Origin of the sequence: Streptomyces lasiicapitis, assembly GCF_014646335.1 — a bacterium.
In the GTDB taxonomy this organism is placed as follows: domain Bacteria; phylum Actinomycetota; class Actinomycetes; order Streptomycetales; family Streptomycetaceae; genus Streptomyces; species Streptomyces lasiicapitis.
The window spans coordinates 159588-174921 of record NZ_BMNG01000016.1; the positions used below are offsets into that span (position 1 = coordinate 159588).

Genomic DNA, 15334 nt, shown 5'->3' on the forward strand with positions numbered 1-15334 from the left:
GTGGCTGCGGAGGGGGCGGTCAGGAGGCCACGTACACGTCCTCGACGTAGCGGCCCTCGGCGACCATGTCCTGCCACCACTCCTCGGCCGCCGCGACGCAACCGCCCGTGTGCCGGGCGTGCAGCTTCTGGAAGGCAGCGCGTACACCCGGCGCCATCCGGCCGCCGTCGCCGCACACATACACCTTCGCCCCCGCTTCGAGCAGCCGCCACACCTCCGCGCCCTCGGCGGCGATGCGGTCCTGGACGAAGAGCCGGCCGCCCTGGGGCGCCTTGAAGAACGTGGGCCGCATCGACACCGCCCCGGTCCGCTCCGCTTCCTCCAGCTCGGCACGGTGGAGGTAGTCGACCTCGGGATGGTCGCAGCCGAAGTAGCACAGCGCGGGCGCGAGCCGCGCGCCGCCGCGCAGGAGCGCCACGCGGTCCGCGATCGCGCCGCGGAAGGGGGCGAGTCCGGTCCCGGCGCCGATCATGATGACGGGGGTGTGCGCGTCGTGGCCGATGCGGAAGGCCTCCCGGCAGGGCTGCACGTGCGCGTGCACGGTGTCGCCGGGCCGTACGCGGTTCAGATACCCGGATCCGGTGCCCTCGTACACGCCGTGTCCCGAGCGCGTGGGGCCGCTCAGGAGCGACACCATCAGGTCGGCATGGCGCGGGTCCGCCGCCGGTGAGGAGGAGATGGAGTAGGGGCGCGTGCGCAGCGGCGGCAACAGGTCGAGCAGCAGCGGCCAGCCCACCTCGCCGCGCAGCGCCGGGTGTTCCGCGGCCAGGTCGAGCAGGCTCGGACGCGTGTCGGTCACGCGCTCGGTGTCGTCGGCGAGACGGCGCAGGGCGGCCTGCTCGGGCGGGCACGGGTTGTGCTCGGCGAGCCGGGCGATCCGGGCGGCGGTGAGCGGGGCGCGCAACTCCACGTGGTGCGTGAGCAGGTCGCGGGCGGTGACCGGGCGGTCCAGGGGCAGGGCGGCGCGGCCGGGGCGGTGGGCGCGGATGTCCAGGACGGCGTCCAAGTCGAGCCCGAGGAGCGTCGCCGCCCGCTCCACCAGGTCGGGGTCGTTGACGGGCAGGACGGCGAGATGGTCGGCGGTGCGGTAGGTGACTTCCTCGGGCAGCGCCAGGCGCAGGAACTTCTTGGCGCGGCCGAGCGGATGGCTCAGGTCGGCGAGGTCGGCCGTCTCCACCACGGTCATGGGGACGGCGCAGTGGCGGGTGGCGAGGGCGTCGCGGGGCCCGCCGGTCACCTCCGTGACCTCGTACGCGTACGCGGGCTCGGGCCGGGCGGATCCCGCAGGACCCGAGTCCGGATCCCCGTACTCCGACAGCAGGACGCGACGCAGGTCGGCGGTGAAGCGCGCGACGGTACCCGCGAGGTCCCCCGAGGCGTCCGCGGCGGTCCGCTCCATCAACCGGTTCCCGCCCAACTCCGAAAGCCTCTCGTCGAGTTGTGTGGGCACGCGCTGGTAGGTGGCCGCCCAGTTGCGGTCCCCGACGCCCAGAACGGCATAGCGCACACCTTCGGCGGTGCCCGGCCCCGCGTCCGCGAGCCAGGAGGCGAAGGCGGCGGAGTCGTCCGTGGGCTGCCCGTTGTAGGAGGCGGCGACGATGACGACCGGCCGGTCGACGGGCAGGTCACCGGCGTACTTGTCGAGTGACGCCACCTCGGTGGCGAAGCCCAACATGCCGAAGGTGTACGCGAGTTCCTCGGCGTAGCCGCGGCAGGTGCCGAAGTTGGAGCCGTGCAGGAGGGTGAGGGCCGAGCCTGCGGTGACGCGGGCGGGCAGCGTGCCGTTCTCTTCCCGCACCTCCTGGCGCGCGGTCGTGGCGCCGGGCGTCCGGTCCGCGCCGGTGCGCCGCGTCAGTGTCAGCGTGAAGCCTTCCGGCTTGAGGGTCAGGGTCTCCTTGACGTCGAGCAGATATCCGGCGTGGTCGTGGAACCGGTAGCGGTGGATCAGCAGGGCCAGCAGCATCGTGGCTTCGTGCAGCGCGAACTGCCGCCCGATGCAGGCGCGTTCACCGGTACCGAAGGGCTTGTACACGTTCGCCGGGCGGGCCGCCTCGGCAGCGGGCGCGAACCGGTCCGGGTCGAACTCCTCGACGTTGTCGCCCCACACCGGGTCGCGGTGCAGCATCGGCGTGAGCACGGAGAACCGCTGTCCTGCCCGCACCCGGTGACGGCCGCCGATGACGGTGTCGACGCGCGCCTCGCGTTCGAAGGCCGCGGCGGTGGGCCACAACCGCAGGGTCTCATTGAGGACTTGGCGTACGTAGCGCAGCTTGCCGACGTCCTCGTACGACGGCTCGGGGTCCTGGGCGTCGCCCCACAGCGCGTCCACCTCGGCCTGCGCCAGGTGCAGGGCCGCCGGGTTGCGCAGCAGGTGGTGCAGGGCGAAGGAGAGGGTGCCCGAGGTGGTCTCGTGGCCCGCGATCAGGAAGGTGATGACCTGGTTGCGGACGTTGGCCTCGTCCAGGAGGGCGCCGCTGCCGGGGTGGGGTGCGCTCAGCATCAGGCCGAGCAGGTCGTCCGTGGAGGTGTCGCCGGCGGCCTTGCGCCCGCCGATCACGTTGTCGACGACGTGGGCGAGGAAGTCGGCGTCCGCCCGGAACGCCTGGTCCGCCGCCGCGTGGTCGCCTCCGGGCGCCCGGCCGAGGACCGCCTGGCAGTGGGCGAGGGCTCGCACCAGGGCCTGCACGAAGGGGTGCGGGTCGGTGCGCCGGAAGGACTCGAAGTCGTAGCCGAAACCGGCGAGACCGATGGTGTCCAGGGTCATGCGGGTCATGTCCGCCGAGACGTCGACGGGCGTGCCATCCCCGGCGCGTGCGTCCCAGGCGGCGATCAGGCGCCGGGACACGCGCAGCATCGTCGGGTGGTAGGCGCGCATCGAGCCCAGCGCGAAGGCGGGCAGCAGGATGTCGTGCGCCCTGGCCCAGTTGGGCTCGTCGTTGTAGGCGGTGAACAGGCCGTCGCCGGTGACCTCACGCACGTTCCGCAGCGCGGGCCCGACGGCCTTGGCGAAGCGGGTCTCGTCGGAGAGCTCGTCGACGAGGTCGTACGAGGAGACGAGCACCGCCTCGTGGTCGTGGAACCGCCGCCTGATGAGCGGGCCGTGCTCCCGGGCGAGAGCCATGGCCTGCTGGATGGGCGTACGACTCAATCCCGTGTCCGAGACGTCGACAACGGGCACGTCACTCATACCGCTCGGCGCGTTCATGGGTGCTGTCCTCCTCATGGGGCGGGTCCGGCTGCCCCCTCCACGATTCCGCCGCCCACTGGCCGATCCGCCGCCAGGACTACAGAATCCTGTAGTGGATTCGCCGTGGCGCGGCGTGCGCACGGAGCGCGCCTGCGCTAGGAGCCCCACACCGGAACACGCACAGCCCCTGGACATGCACAGCGGAGGAGAACACCCCATGCAGGACCCCGAGGCGGACCCGGTGGTCTGGCGCACCCGCTTCCTCAACCTGCTCGACCGCACCCCGGCCCCGATAGCGATCAGCACCACCGACGGCGAGATCACCGGCGCGAACCCGGCCCTCGCCGCGCTGTGGGATCTGACCCCGAGCCGCCTCACCGGACGCAACCTGCTCGACCTGTTCACACCCACCGACGACGCCCGATTCGCCAAGCTGGACAGGGCGTTGCGCACGGGCCGCCGCTCCCGCTACCCGGTGCGCGTGCGCTGGACGGCGAGCAACATGCCGTACGAAGGAGAGCTGACCGTGGAGCCGGTGAGCGACCCGGCGGGCACCTCCCCGCCGCTCCTGGCGATCCTGAGCGTGGACGAGCGACGGACGGCGCCGAGGGCTCCGGAGCCCCAGCCGCTCAGCGCCCAGGAGACCCGCATCCTCGCCCTGGTCGCCGCGGGCCTCACCACCGCGATGGTCGCCCGCGCGGTGGACTTGAGCGCCGACGGCGTCAACTACCACCTCGTACGCCTCTGCCGCCGCTTCGAAGTCCCCAACCGCACCGCCCTGGTGGCCCGCGCCTACGTCCTCGGCCTGCTCTCGCCGACCGCCTGGCCCCCCTCGCCGTGACATTTGTTCCAGGCCCCGGCCTTCCAGACCACAGGCTCTCCGCGGGCCACGGTGGACGCGGCCCGGCGTCGCACGGCGCCACGCGCAGGTCCGTCACCCCGGCGTCGAGGTTGCGGCCCTTGCCACCTGATCGTTGACTGGGTCTCACGCGACCGCGCCTCCCCTCCTCGCAGAGAGACCGGCCCATGTCCGAATCCGATGACGACAAGGTCCTCTTCTTCACCTTCAAAGACCCAGAGCATGCCCGCGATGCGCTTCACGACGTGACGCAGTTGCCCACCGTGAGCCGGGCAGCGATCCTGGCACGTTCCAAGGACGGCGAGCTGGCGGTACCCGAGACGTATCCAGCCGATGACGGCGGGGCGGCAGCAGTCGGCGGCGCTGTGGGCGCACTGGTCGGTCTCCTCGGCGGCCCCCTCGGTGTGCTCTTCGGCTGGGGTGCGGGCGCTCTGCTCGGTGTGAGCGCCGACGCCGACGAGGCGGAGGACTCGATCGATGCCCTCACCGTGCTCAGCCAAGGTGTCAACGAAGGCGAAACCGTCGTGATCGCGGACCTCACCGAGTCGGATCCGAGAGCGGCCGATGAGATCGCCGGGCGGCTCGGCGGCACCGTGGTGCGCGTTCCGGCACAGGACGTGGAAGCCGAGGTGCGCTCCGCCCAGGAGGCCGCCGAGAACGCCGTGCGGGCAGCTCGCAAACAGCACCGGGAACAGCGCAGGGCCGAGTTCAAGGACAAGGTCGACCACTTGTTCCGCCACGAGGGCAGGGGCTGACACGCCTGAGAGACTGAGCGCACCGTGCCCCCGGTGAGCCGGGGCGGGTGGGGCGGTCCGAGTGAGCGGCGACGCGATCAGGTTGCCCGGCGGAGCACTCGGCTGGTGGTGGACCGACTCAGTCGCCGCGCTGCTCATCGCCCTGTTCCTGCTCCGCGAAGGTACGCACATGCTCAGGACACCGACAGCCACACCTTGACCGGCTTGCCGTCGAGCCACGGGGGCGGACCGGCGCGAGGGGCCACCGCCGCACGGCTAGGCGGAACTGGTGGCGCTGGTCGGCGGAGCCTGCTGGTAGAGCGCCACCAACACGCCGTGCACGGGCTGGTCTTCTGCATCTTCCTCGAGCTGGTCGACCAGTTGGGCGAGGGTCTCGCCGAGTTCCCTTGCCTTCGCGGGGCTGAGACGCAGGTGGCGCAGTGTCAGGTGGGTGTCGGTGGGAGAGCGGTCCAGCTCCTGGGCGACCGCGGCGAGCATCGCGGCGGTGCCTGCCGCTTGGGGTTCGGCGACGACCATGTGGCGGGCGGTGCGCTGGTAGTACTGCTCGGTGCCGCCGCGGACCTGGCGGGTCTCGGCGATGTGGATCAGCCCGGCTTCGCGGAGCACTTTGAGGTGGTGGGCCACGTTGCCCTTCTTCGCGTCGAGCTGCGCCGCGAGCTGGCTGGTGGTGGCAGGCCGGTGGCCCAGGGCGAAGAGCAACCGCTGACGCAACGGGTGGGCGAGCGCCGCGAACTGCTCAGGCGCACCGACCTCCAGGACGTCCTCAGGAGGCGGCGGATAGGGAGTCTGATCATGCATACCGAAAGTGTCTAAACTTATTGACGCTTTCGCAAGGGCGGTGCTCTACTCCCTGCCATGACGACTCCGACGAAGCTTGCGCCCGCCCCTGTCATCGATGAGACAGCCCGGCTCCTGACCGAGCACTACGTCTTCCCCGAGATAGCCGAGCAGCTCGCCGGCCTGCTGCAACGACGCCTCACCGAGGGCGCCTACGACGTCGACGACGCCGCGGAGCTAGCCCGCCTGGTCACGGCGGACCTTCAGTCCGCCAACGGCGACCGACACCTGAGACTGAAGCATCACGCCGACCCGGTCGCCCCGAAGCAAGGGGCGGCCACCCGGGACGCCATGCGCCGGGACTTCGACACCTCGCTGGGCGGTGCACCCCGGGTGCAGTTGCTCGACGGAGGGGTCGCCGTGGTGGAGCTGGCACCGATGCTGTTTCCGCTGGAGTGGGCCGCCGAACCGCTGAGCGCCGCGCTCACCCTGGCCTCCCGCGCCCAGGCGCTGATCGTGGACCTTCGCGCCAACCGGGGCGGCGACCCGGACACGGTCGCCTTCGTCTGCGGCTACCTGCTCGACGAGCGCACGCACCTCAACACCATGTACTGGCGCGGCAGCCAGCGCACCGAGCAGTCCTGGAGCCTGCCGCACGTTCCCGGCGCGCGCTTCGGCGGCAGCAAGCCGTTGTATGTGCTGTCCGGCAACAGCACCTTCTCTGCCGCTGAAGAGCTGGCGTACGACCTCCAGCAGCTCGGCCGCGCCACAGTCGTCGGCGAGCCCACCCGCGGCGGCGCACACCCGTGCGACGGCTGGACGGTGCACCCGCACCTGGAAGCCACTGTCCCCGTCGGCCGCGCCGTCAACCCCGCCTCCGGCACGAACTGGGAGGGCACCGGTGTGCAGCCGGACATCCCGTGCGCTGCCGCCGACTCCCTCGACCGCGCGCACGCGCTGGCCCTTGCCCGACTGGCGGGCTGACCCAGTCTGGTCAGCCCCTGGGTGACGGCATCGAGGTCGCGGTGCCGGCACTCCGCCGGGGCTCGTTCGGCAGGTCCGGGCAGCTGCCTCCCCCTCAGATTCCCCTCGCGGGTTCGCGACCCCCGGAGTCGGTCAACGCCACCGCGGTCTGCGTGAGGTGCTGGGCCAGCACCTCCGCCGCCGTGTCCGCGTCGCGGGCCAGTGCCGCCTCCTCCAGGCGGCGGTGCTCGGCGAAGCCGTCGCGGTGGGGGTCGCGGTGGGCCGACCAGCGGCGGGCCAGTTCGCTTGCGGTCCACATGCGGTCGAAGGTCTCCAGGAGGACGGGGTTGCCGCAGCCTTCCAACAGGGTGCGGTGGAAGACCCGGTGGGCCTCGGACCAGGCGCGGGTGTAGTACTCGCCCTCCCCCGGCTCGTACGCCGGAGTGCGGGCCAGGCGGTGGTGGGCGGCCCGCACGCGGGCCTCCCAGTCGACGTCGCCGCGCTCGATGGACATGCGCAGCACGACCGGCTCGACGGTCCGGCGGGCCTCGGCGATCTCCTGCCAGCGGCGGTCGGAGAAGGCCGGGACGGCGAAGCCACGGTTGTGCAGCCGGTCGGCGAGGCCCTCTCCGACCAGGCGTACGAGCGCCTCCCGCACGACGGCCAGGCTCACGCCCTGCTCCTTGGCGAGGTCCTGCGGTTTGAGGGCATCACCGGGGGCGTGGTCCCCGCGCATGATCGCGTCCCGCAGGTGTGCGTGGACCTGCTCGGAGAGCATCTGCTTCCCGGACGAGGGTGGGGTGTCAGCCGTCTGCGTCATGCCGTCAGCATAGACGATCCCGTTGATAATCGATTATCTGTGTTATCGTCGATTCATCGGCAGGGAGTGGTGAGGCACAGCTACCGACATGGCTCTTCGCTGCGCCGCAGCCCGCGGCCCTCCGTCGGCCGCATGGCCGCTTGGCCGCATCACCGCCACCCCACACACGCACGGCCCGAAAGGAACCACGCGATGAACGCCAACAACCCCTTCGCCCGCCTCCCCGAGGCGGCCTCCTTCACCGTCACCAGCACCACCGTCACCGACGGCGCCCCCTGGTCGCCCGAGCAGCTCTCCGCCATCTCCGGCGTCCCCGGCGGGAAGGACCTCTCCCCGCAGCTGTCCTGGAGCGGTGCGCCTGAAGGCACCAAGAGCTATGCGGTGACGGTGTACGACGCCGACGCCCCCACCGGCTCCGGGTTCTGGCACTGGGCGGTCGCCGACCTCCCCGCCACCGTCACCGAGCTGCCCGAGGGCGCGGGCGACGACACCGGCTCGGGCCTGCCCGAGGGCGCCTTCCAACTGCCCAACGACGCCCGCATGGCCCGCTACATCGGCGCCGCCCCGCCCGCCGGACACGGCCCGCACCGCTACTTCGTCGTGGTGCACGCCCTCGACGTCGAGTCCATCGGCGTCCCGGCCGAAGCCACCCCGGCCTTCCTGGGGTTCAACATCTCCGGTCACATACTCGGCCGCGCGGTCCTGACCGCCACCGCCGAGACGCCCGCCGAAACCCCCGCCTGACGAGCGGCATGACCCGACTCATCGACGCCACGGAGATGTATCTCCGCACCGTCCTGGAGCTCGAGGAGGAAGGCGTGGCTCCGCTGCGCGCCCGTATCGCCGAGCGCCTGGACCAGAGCGGTCCCACGGTCAGTCAGACGGTGGCCCGCATGGAGCGTGACGGTCTGCTGCGCGTCGCCGGCGACCGGCGCCTCGACCTGACGGAGGAGGGCCGTCGCGTGGCCACGCGTGTCATGCGCAAGCACCGGCTCGCGGAGTGCCTCCTCGTCGACGTGATCGGCCTCGAGTGGGAGCAGGTGCACGCCGAGGCCTGCCGCTGGGAGCACGTGATGAGCGACGCCGTCGAACGCCGCGTCCTGGAACTCCTTCGGCATCCGACCGAGTCGCCCTACGGCAACCCGATCCCGGGCCTGGAGGAGCTCGGCGAGAAGAGCGACCAGAACGACCAGAACGTCGCCAACATCATGGTCAGCCTCAACGACCTCGATCCCGGGCCCGACGGCGCGAGTGCGGTCGTACGGCGCATCAGGGAGCTGATCCAGACCGACGCCCACCTGATGAACACCCTGTGGCGCGCCGGGGTGCGGCCCGGCGCGGTCGTGAGCGTGACGGCGTCGCCCGGCGGCGTGCTGGTCGGCAGCGGCGGGGAGACCACCGAACTCCCCACGCGGACCGCGGCGCACGTGTTCGTGACGGAGCGCTGAGACCGGCCCTCGCACTGCACGCGCCGCAGGCGAAGCCACCGTTCGCCGCCGGCACAGCCCCCGCTCACCGCAGGCGCAACCGCAGCTCACCCACCCTCAACAGCCGTGCCAGCAGCACGTATCCGAGGATCAGCGCGGCGGCGCCCGCGGTGAGCGCGAGGGCTGTCGTCGCGGTGCCCGTGGCACCCGACGGGTCCGCGCAGGCGCGCGCCACCAGCCAGGCGAGGGCACCGGCCGGAGCGGCGGCCAGCGTGAGTTTGCCGTAGGTGCGCGCAAGGCGTTTGCCGTCCATGCGGCCGTCGAGGCGTCGACGCAGCAGTCGCGCGGTGAGGAGGAGGCCGACGGCGTACGACAGCGTGTACGCGGCGGCCATGCCGACAACTGCCCAGCGTGCGGGCAGGAGTTGGTGGCAGGCGGCGGCCAGGGCGATGTTCACGGAGCCGATCCACGCCGCCATCCAGAACGGCGTACGCGTGTCCTCGAAGGCGTAGAAGCCGCGCAGGAGCAGGTACTGGGCGGAGAAGGGGATGAGGCCGAGGCCGAAGGCCTGGAGCATCTGGCCGAGCGGGCGCGTGGCCGCCGCGTCGGCCGCGCCGTGGCCGAAGAGCAGCGCGGCCGTCTGTGGGCCGAGCGCGAGGAAGAAGAATCCGGCGGGCACGATCACGACGCCGGTCAGGCGCAGCGCGCGGGACAGTTCGCCGCGCAGGTCGTCGGTGCGGCCCTGCGCGGCGGCTTTGCTGAGCCGTGGCAGGAGCGCGGTGACCAGGGAGACGGTGACGATGGATTGAGGGAGGAGCCAGATGGTCTGCGCGTACGAGTACGCCGTGTACCCGGCGCCCGCCTTGGGCAGTTGCTGGTCGGCGGCGTTGGCGTAGTTCGTGACGACGGTCAGCGCGACCTGGTTGGCGAGCACGAAAAGCAGGGTCCAGCGGGCGGCGCGGGCGCTCCTGCGCAGGCCCGAGCCGCGCCAGTCGAAGCGGGGCCGGAAGCGGAAGCCGGCTTCGCGTACGTACGGAATGAGCGCGAGGGCCTGGAGGGCGATGCCGACGGTGGTGCCGAGGCCGAGGAGCCGGACCTGCGACGCGGTGATGTCCTCGACGCGGTCGGGCGTGGTCAGCAGGGTGAGGTAGGCGCCGAACATGCCGATCAGCACGATGTTGTTGAGGACCGGCGTCCACATCATCGCGCCGAACTTCTCGCGGGCGTTGAGGACTTGGCCGAGCATGCCGAACATGCCGTAGAAGAAGATCTGCGGCAGCAGGAACCGCGCGAACACGACGGTGAGTTCGAAGGCCTCGTGGCTCTGCGGTGTGTCGCGCATGTACAGGCCGACGATCTGCGGCGCCGCCCATACGGCGAGCGCCGTGCCGACGGCGAGCACGCACAGCACCAGGGTGACCAGGCGCTGCTCGTAGGCCCGGCCGCCGTCTGCCTGCGTCGCGCGGGCTCGTACGAGCTGCGGCACGAGCACGGCGTTGAGCGCGCCTCCGATCAGCAGCGTGTACAGGCCGGTGGGCACGGTGTTCGCGGTGTTGTACGTGCTGGCCAGCAGGCCCGTGCCGAGCGCCGCCGCCTGGAGGACCTGCCGGATGAGGCCGGTCGCCCGGGAGACGACGGTGCCGGCGGCCATGAGGAGCGAGGAGCGGGCGAGCCCGCCGCCGCCGAGTCTTCCTGACGGGCCGCCGCTGAGTCTTCCTAGTGGTCCGTTACCGAGTCTTCCTGGCGGGCCGTCGCCATTGCCTCGCGATGCCGCGTGCCTTCCCCGCTTCCGCCCCGGCCGCCGCGGCGGCTCGCTCGACGTCGGGTTCCCCGTTGCGGTGCTCTTCCCCTCCACCATTCCGCCACCCTACGCAGCGATGATCAATTAGAGGCACAGGCATCTTGATGGAGGCAAAGCTTCCGCAACGGGACACACCAGGCGGGCTCTACGCCCGGAACGTCGCCGGCCGCTCCTCGCTCGCCTCCGCCAGCGCCTTCGTGACCTCGGCCACGCCCCCGCGAAGCCCGTAGACCGGGGTGTCGGGCTGCTGCCGCCAGGACTCGTCGATGCCGCCGGCGTCGACGGTGTCGAAGCCCAGCTCGTCGATCAGGTCACGGACCGTCTTCTTGGCGACGTCGTCGTCCCCGGCCACGGGCAGCGCCATGCGCTGCGGATCACCCTTGGGGAGCGGCTTGTCGAGGATGTCCTGGGCGTACGTGCCGTTGAACGCCTTGATCACCGGGTGGCCGATGTGCTGCTCGGTCCAGCGGCTCTCGGTCAGGCCGTCGTCCTCGACGGCGTCGATCCTGCCGTCGCGCTGGGGGTAGTAGTTGCCGGTGTCGAGTACGACGAAGCCCTCGGCGGCCCCGTCGAACAGGCCGGACGGCAGGGCCGGAACGCCCTTGAGCGGAATCGTCACAACCACCAGCTCGGCGCCGCGCGCGGCCTCGGCGACGGTGACGGGCGTGGCCCCGGTCTCCTCGGCGAGGGCGGTGAGCGTCTGCGGGCCGCGGGAGTTGGCCACGGACACCTCGTGACCGAGCTTGGTCAGGCGGCGGGTGAGGTTGCCGCCGATGTTGCCCGCGCCGATGATGCCGATCTTCATGGGGTCCTCCAGGGATGTGCCGCGACCGGGTGCCGCTGCCGTACGTGTGGCTGCAACCTGGAGGTCAGCGGCACTATTTCCGCCGCATTCGGGGAATAAGTGGAGGCCGGCGCGTGTACGCGCCGCGTCCGCAGGCACTCGCCGACCATTCCCCGCGAGCCATTGGATATCCCATGGCTGCCACTCGATTGCCTATTGGATCCCTATGGCAGCGGCGGCCTACGTTCGGGGCATGTCGAAGATTCTTTACGTGATGACGGGCGCCACCTACTGGACGCTCGCCGACGGAACGCAGCACCCCACCGGCTTCTGGGCCGAGGAGGCCGTCGCGCCCTACGAGGCGTTCAAGGCCGCGGGCCACGAGGTCGTCGTCGCAACGCCGGGCGGCGTCGTACCGACCGTGGACCGCGGCAGCCTTGCCCCGGAGGTCAACGGCGGCCAGGAGGGCGCCGACCGGATCGCGGCCGGGCTCGCGTCCTTCACCGAACTCCAGGCGCCCATCAGCCTGGAGGACGTGGACCTGGACGACTACACCGCGGTCTACTACCCGGGCGGCCACGGCCCGATGGAGGACCTGGCGACCGACGCCACGTCCGGCCGACTGCTCACCCGGGCCTTGGAGTCGGGCAAGCCGCTGGCCGCCGTGTGCCACGCGTCCGCCGCCCTGCTCGCCGCCACCAAGGACGACGGCTCCACCAAGGCCGACGGCGCCAACTCCTTCGCGGGCTACCGCCTGACCGGCTTCACCAACGCCGAGGAGACCCAGGCCGGCCTCGCCCCCAAGGCGAAGTGGCTGCTCCAGGACCGCCTGATCGCCGCGGGCGCCGACTTCCAGGAGGGCGAGCCGTGGGCCCCGTACGTGGTCGTCGACCGCAACCTCGTCACCGGCCAGAACCCGGCGTCGTCCGCCCCGGTGGCGACAGAGCTCCTGAAGAAGCTGGGCTGACACCACTCCCACCTGCGGCTTCGCTCTGTCCTGTCCGACGTGACGCCCCGGCGGGCCGATACCACGGCGTCGGCCCGCCACGCCGGGGCCCGGCGGCTGCCGCTGCGCGGCCGAATCCACTCTTCACGCGTTCCAGCGCTTAGGTTCGGAGTCACACATCTTGTCGTACGTACGCTGTGAAAGGACCGCTCCCATGAGCACCTCGAACCCCTCGCGACCCGCCGACGCCGCGGGCACCTTCGCCCTCGGCGGCGACCTCCCCGTCAACCGGCTCGGCTACGGCGCCATGCAGCTCACCGGACCGGGCGTCTGGGGCGAGCCCAAGGACCGGGACGAGGCCATTCGCGTACTGCGCCGCGCCGTGGAGCTCGGCGTGAACTTCATCGACACCGCCGACTCGTACGGTCCCATAGTCAACGAGGTCCTCATCCGCGAGGCCCTGCACCCGTACGCCGACGACGTGGTCATCGCCACCAAGGCCGGCCTGACCCGCTCGGGCCCGGACGACTGGCGCGCGGTCGGCCGCCCCGAATACCTGCGCCAGCAGGCCGAGTTGAGCCTGCGTCACCTCGGCGTGGAGCGCATCGACCTGTTCCAGCTGCACCGCATCGACGAGCAGGTCCCGGTCGCGGACCAGATCGGCGAGCTCGTCCTGCTGCAGAACGAGGGCAAGATCCGCCACATCGGCGTCTCCGAGGTGACGGTGGATCAGCTCAAGGAGGCGCGCGAGCACGGCGAGATCGTGTCCGTGCAGAACCAGTACAACCTGGTCAACCGCAGCTCCGAGGACGTGCTCGAGTACGCCGAGCGCGAGAACATCGCCTTCATCCCGTGGTTCCCGATGGCCACCGGCGAACTCGCCCGCCCGGGCGGCCCGCTCGACGCCGCCGCCAAGGACCACGGCGCATCGCCGTCCCAGCTCGCCCTGGCCTGGCTGCTCCGCCGCTCGCCGGTGATCCTGCCGATCCCCGGCACGTCCAAGGTGGCGCACCTGGAGCAGAACACCGCCGCCGCGGGCATCACCCTGACCGACGCGCAGTTCGAGAAGCTCGCGGCCGCGGTCTGAGACACGGCGGCACGGCGCCTTTTGGCGTACGTCGCTTACGGCTTTGGGAAGAATTGAGTTCGGGGCGCGCCGGCCTGGCGGTTCGGTGCGCCCCGCCCCGTCCTAAGACATGACGTCGAGCGGCCGCAGGAAGCGGCGTTCGTACCGCTTGATGCAGCGGGTGCTACGAGCCAGTTCGATGGCGGCCTGGCACTCCGGGTCGGTCATGCTGTCCGTGCGGTACTGCTCGTACGCGGCGAAACTGGGAAAGGAGAAGAGGGCGTAAGCGATGTCGCTGTCGCCCTCACTCGGCAGGAAGTAGCCGTGGTGCGTCCCGCCGAAACGGTTGACGAGCCCGACCCAGCGGCGGCCATATTCCTCGAAGTCCTCGAGCTTGTCGGCATCGATCTCGTACTTCAGATGAATGGTGATCACGCCCACATGATGCTGCATGCCGGTTCGGGCTCGAAGGCGGCCCATGCGGCGCCGGAGCCCCCGGCTCAGCCCGTTCGGCCGCGCAGCCCCACAGCCGCCACCGCGAGGACGGCCGTCAGTCCGGCAAGGACCATCACCGCCGACGGCGACGCCCCGTCCACCAGCACGCCGCCCGCGAGCGCGCCGAGCGAGAGCGTCGCCTGGAACGAGGCGGTGAAAAGCACCGATGCCGCCTCGGGCGAGCGGGGCACCGCCGCCGCGAACCACGCCTGCGAGCACACCGGAACGGCCCCGTACGCGATCCCCCAGACCACCAGCAGCACGACCGCCCCGACCGGCCGGGTCCCGAGGACGGGCAGCAGCAGGGTGGCGACGGCGATCAGCCCCGCGGCCACCGCGAACGCGGCCCGCGGCCGACGCACCACCGCCGCGCCGCCCAGGAAGTTGCCCGCGATCCCGGCGGCCCCGTACACGAGCAGAAACACGGTGACCAGCCCCGGACCCACGTCCGTCACCTGCCGCAGAAACGGCGTCACATACGTGTACGCCCCGAAGTGCGCAAGGACGACGAGCACGGTCACGAGCAGCGCCCAGCGGGTGCCGACGCCCCGCAGCGCGCCTCGCAGGACCGACCCGCGCAACGCCTCCTCGGGCGGCAGCGGAGGAATCACCACGAGCATGGCCACCCACACCCCCACGGACAGAACTCCCAGCGCCACAAAGGCCGTTCGCCATCCCGCGACGTCACCCACGAAGGTTCCGGCGGGCACACCGAGCACCGACCCGAGCGGCACCGCCGAGAAGATCACCGCCGTCGCCCGGCCCACCGATTCCGGCGGCACGAGCCGCCCGGCGAGCCCGGCCCCGATGGACCAGAACCCGCCGATGGTGACGCCGACCAGGACGCGGGACACCAGGACGAGCCAGTAGGCGGGCGCCACCGCCGCGAGGAAGTTCGCCGCCACGAGGAGCGCCATGAAGGCGCACAGCATGAAGCGCCGGTCCACGCGGGCGGTCGCCGTGGTCACCACCGGCGCGGACAGCGCGGCGAGGAAGCCGGGCATCGTCATCGTAAGACCGGCCGTCCCGTCCGTGACGCGGAAGCTGTGCCCGATCTCCGGCAGCAGACCGATCGGCAGGATCTCGACGGTGACGATGACGAAGAGACCCGCCGTCACCGATGCGACGGCGAGCCAACTGAGCAGTTGGGAACGGGTAGTTGGGCGTGCCTGCGCGTGCTCGGCGGCGGGCGTGGTGGTGGAGGCTTGAGGCATGTGCGTCAGTTCAACAAGAGGCACTGCCCTCGGTCTGGCAGGTAAGCGACGCCGTAGTGGGCCCGCGGGCCCGCGCGGGCCGCGGAAAAATGCCCGGCCCCGACACCGCCCCCGTTGCTAGCATCACCGCATGATCACGCCCGAGTTCCGTGTCGCCATGATGCCCCGCCAGCGGGGCCGCTGACCGGACGCGCGTGTCCGAGGCCCCGAGACGGGGCCTCGTTCCGAGCGGCTGCGGAG

Annotated in this window: 14 protein-coding genes; 7 read left to right on the top strand and 7 right to left on the bottom strand. The window is 71.5% G+C overall.

What is annotated here, in order from left to right; all coding sequences use genetic code 11:
* Positions 1-19: 19 nt before the first annotated feature.
* Positions 20-3223 carry a bifunctional cytochrome P450/NADPH--P450 reductase gene (locus IEY91_RS32380; protein WP_189176720.1) on the bottom strand — a complete coding sequence of 1068 codons (3204 nt, stop codon included), beginning with the start codon at positions 3221-3223 and terminating at the stop codon, positions 20-22.
* A gap of 181 nt (positions 3224-3404) precedes the next feature.
* Here IEY91_RS32380 and IEY91_RS32385 point away from each other — a divergent pair, with 181 nt between their 5' ends.
* Together IEY91_RS32385 and IEY91_RS32390 are read left to right on the top strand one after the other, a co-directional pair.
* Complete coding sequence (locus IEY91_RS32385) at positions 3405-4028, top strand: helix-turn-helix transcriptional regulator (protein WP_189176721.1); 624 nt, start codon at positions 3405-3407, stop codon at positions 4026-4028.
* Positions 4029-4213: 185 nt separating this feature from the next.
* A complete protein-coding gene (locus tag IEY91_RS32390) occupies positions 4214-4801 on the top strand; it encodes a histidine kinase (protein ID WP_189176722.1) in 588 nt (195 codons plus the stop codon).
* Positions 4802-5056: 255 nt separating this feature from the next.
* Here IEY91_RS32390 and IEY91_RS32395 read toward each other — a convergent pair whose 3' ends face one another.
* Positions 5057-5599: an ArsR/SmtB family transcription factor gene (locus IEY91_RS32395; protein ID WP_164327161.1), complete on the bottom strand. Its 543-nt coding sequence runs from the start codon at positions 5597-5599 to the stop codon at positions 5057-5059.
* Between the two features lie 57 nt (positions 5600-5656).
* Here IEY91_RS32395 and IEY91_RS32400 point away from each other — a divergent pair, with 57 nt between their 5' ends.
* The gene (locus tag IEY91_RS32400; RefSeq protein WP_189176723.1) at positions 5657-6562 is read left to right on the top strand and encodes a S41 family peptidase; all 906 of its coding nucleotides are present in this window, start codon (positions 5657-5659) and stop codon (positions 6560-6562) included.
* 94 nt (positions 6563-6656) lie between these two features.
* Here the strand turns inward: IEY91_RS32400 and IEY91_RS32405 are convergent, their stop codons facing one another.
* Positions 6657-7361 carry a GntR family transcriptional regulator gene (locus IEY91_RS32405; RefSeq protein ID WP_164327159.1) on the bottom strand — a complete coding sequence of 235 codons (705 nt, stop codon included), beginning with the start codon at positions 7359-7361 and terminating at the stop codon, positions 6657-6659.
* Positions 7362-7553: 192 nt separating this feature from the next.
* Between IEY91_RS32405 and IEY91_RS32410 the strand changes: the two genes are divergently transcribed.
* Positions 7554-8105, top strand: a complete 552-nt coding sequence (locus IEY91_RS32410) for a YbhB/YbcL family Raf kinase inhibitor-like protein (RefSeq protein WP_189176724.1) — start codon at positions 7554-7556, stop codon at positions 8103-8105.
* Between the two features lie 8 nt (positions 8106-8113).
* Complete coding sequence (locus IEY91_RS32415) at positions 8114-8809, top strand: iron-dependent transcriptional repressor DtxR (RefSeq protein WP_189176725.1); 696 nt, start codon at positions 8114-8116, stop codon at positions 8807-8809.
* Positions 8810-8873: 64 nt separating this feature from the next.
* On the opposite strand, the gene murJ is transcribed toward IEY91_RS32415, so the two are convergent.
* Both murJ and IEY91_RS32425 read right to left on the bottom strand, forming a co-directional pair.
* Entirely contained in the window at positions 8874-10646 is a 1773-nt protein-coding gene (gene murJ, locus IEY91_RS32420; protein WP_164327156.1) for a murein biosynthesis integral membrane protein MurJ, read from the bottom strand.
* 88 nt (positions 10647-10734) lie between these two features.
* Positions 10735-11394, bottom strand: coding sequence for an NADPH-dependent F420 reductase (locus IEY91_RS32425; protein ID WP_189176726.1), 660 nt, complete (start codon positions 11392-11394; stop codon positions 10735-10737).
* 232 nt (positions 11395-11626) lie between these two features.
* Here IEY91_RS32425 and IEY91_RS32430 point away from each other — a divergent pair, with 232 nt between their 5' ends.
* The gene (locus IEY91_RS32430) at positions 11627-12340 is read left to right on the top strand and encodes a type 1 glutamine amidotransferase domain-containing protein (RefSeq protein WP_164327154.1); all 714 of its coding nucleotides are present in this window, start codon (positions 11627-11629) and stop codon (positions 12338-12340) included.
* Positions 12341-12533: 193 nt separating this feature from the next.
* On the top strand, positions 12534-13406 hold the full coding sequence (locus IEY91_RS32435; protein ID WP_164327153.1) for an aldo/keto reductase: 873 nt from the start codon (positions 12534-12536) through the stop codon (positions 13404-13406).
* Positions 13407-13508: 102 nt separating this feature from the next.
* Here IEY91_RS32435 and IEY91_RS32440 read toward each other — a convergent pair whose 3' ends face one another.
* Entirely contained in the window at positions 13509-13820 is a 312-nt protein-coding gene (locus IEY91_RS32440) for an NIPSNAP family protein (RefSeq protein ID WP_164327152.1), read from the bottom strand.
* A gap of 65 nt (positions 13821-13885) precedes the next feature.
* Positions 13886-15094 carry an MFS transporter gene (locus IEY91_RS32445; protein ID WP_164327151.1) on the bottom strand — a complete coding sequence of 403 codons (1209 nt, stop codon included), beginning with the start codon at positions 15092-15094 and terminating at the stop codon, positions 13886-13888.
* Between the last annotated feature and the right edge of the window lie 240 nt (positions 15095-15334).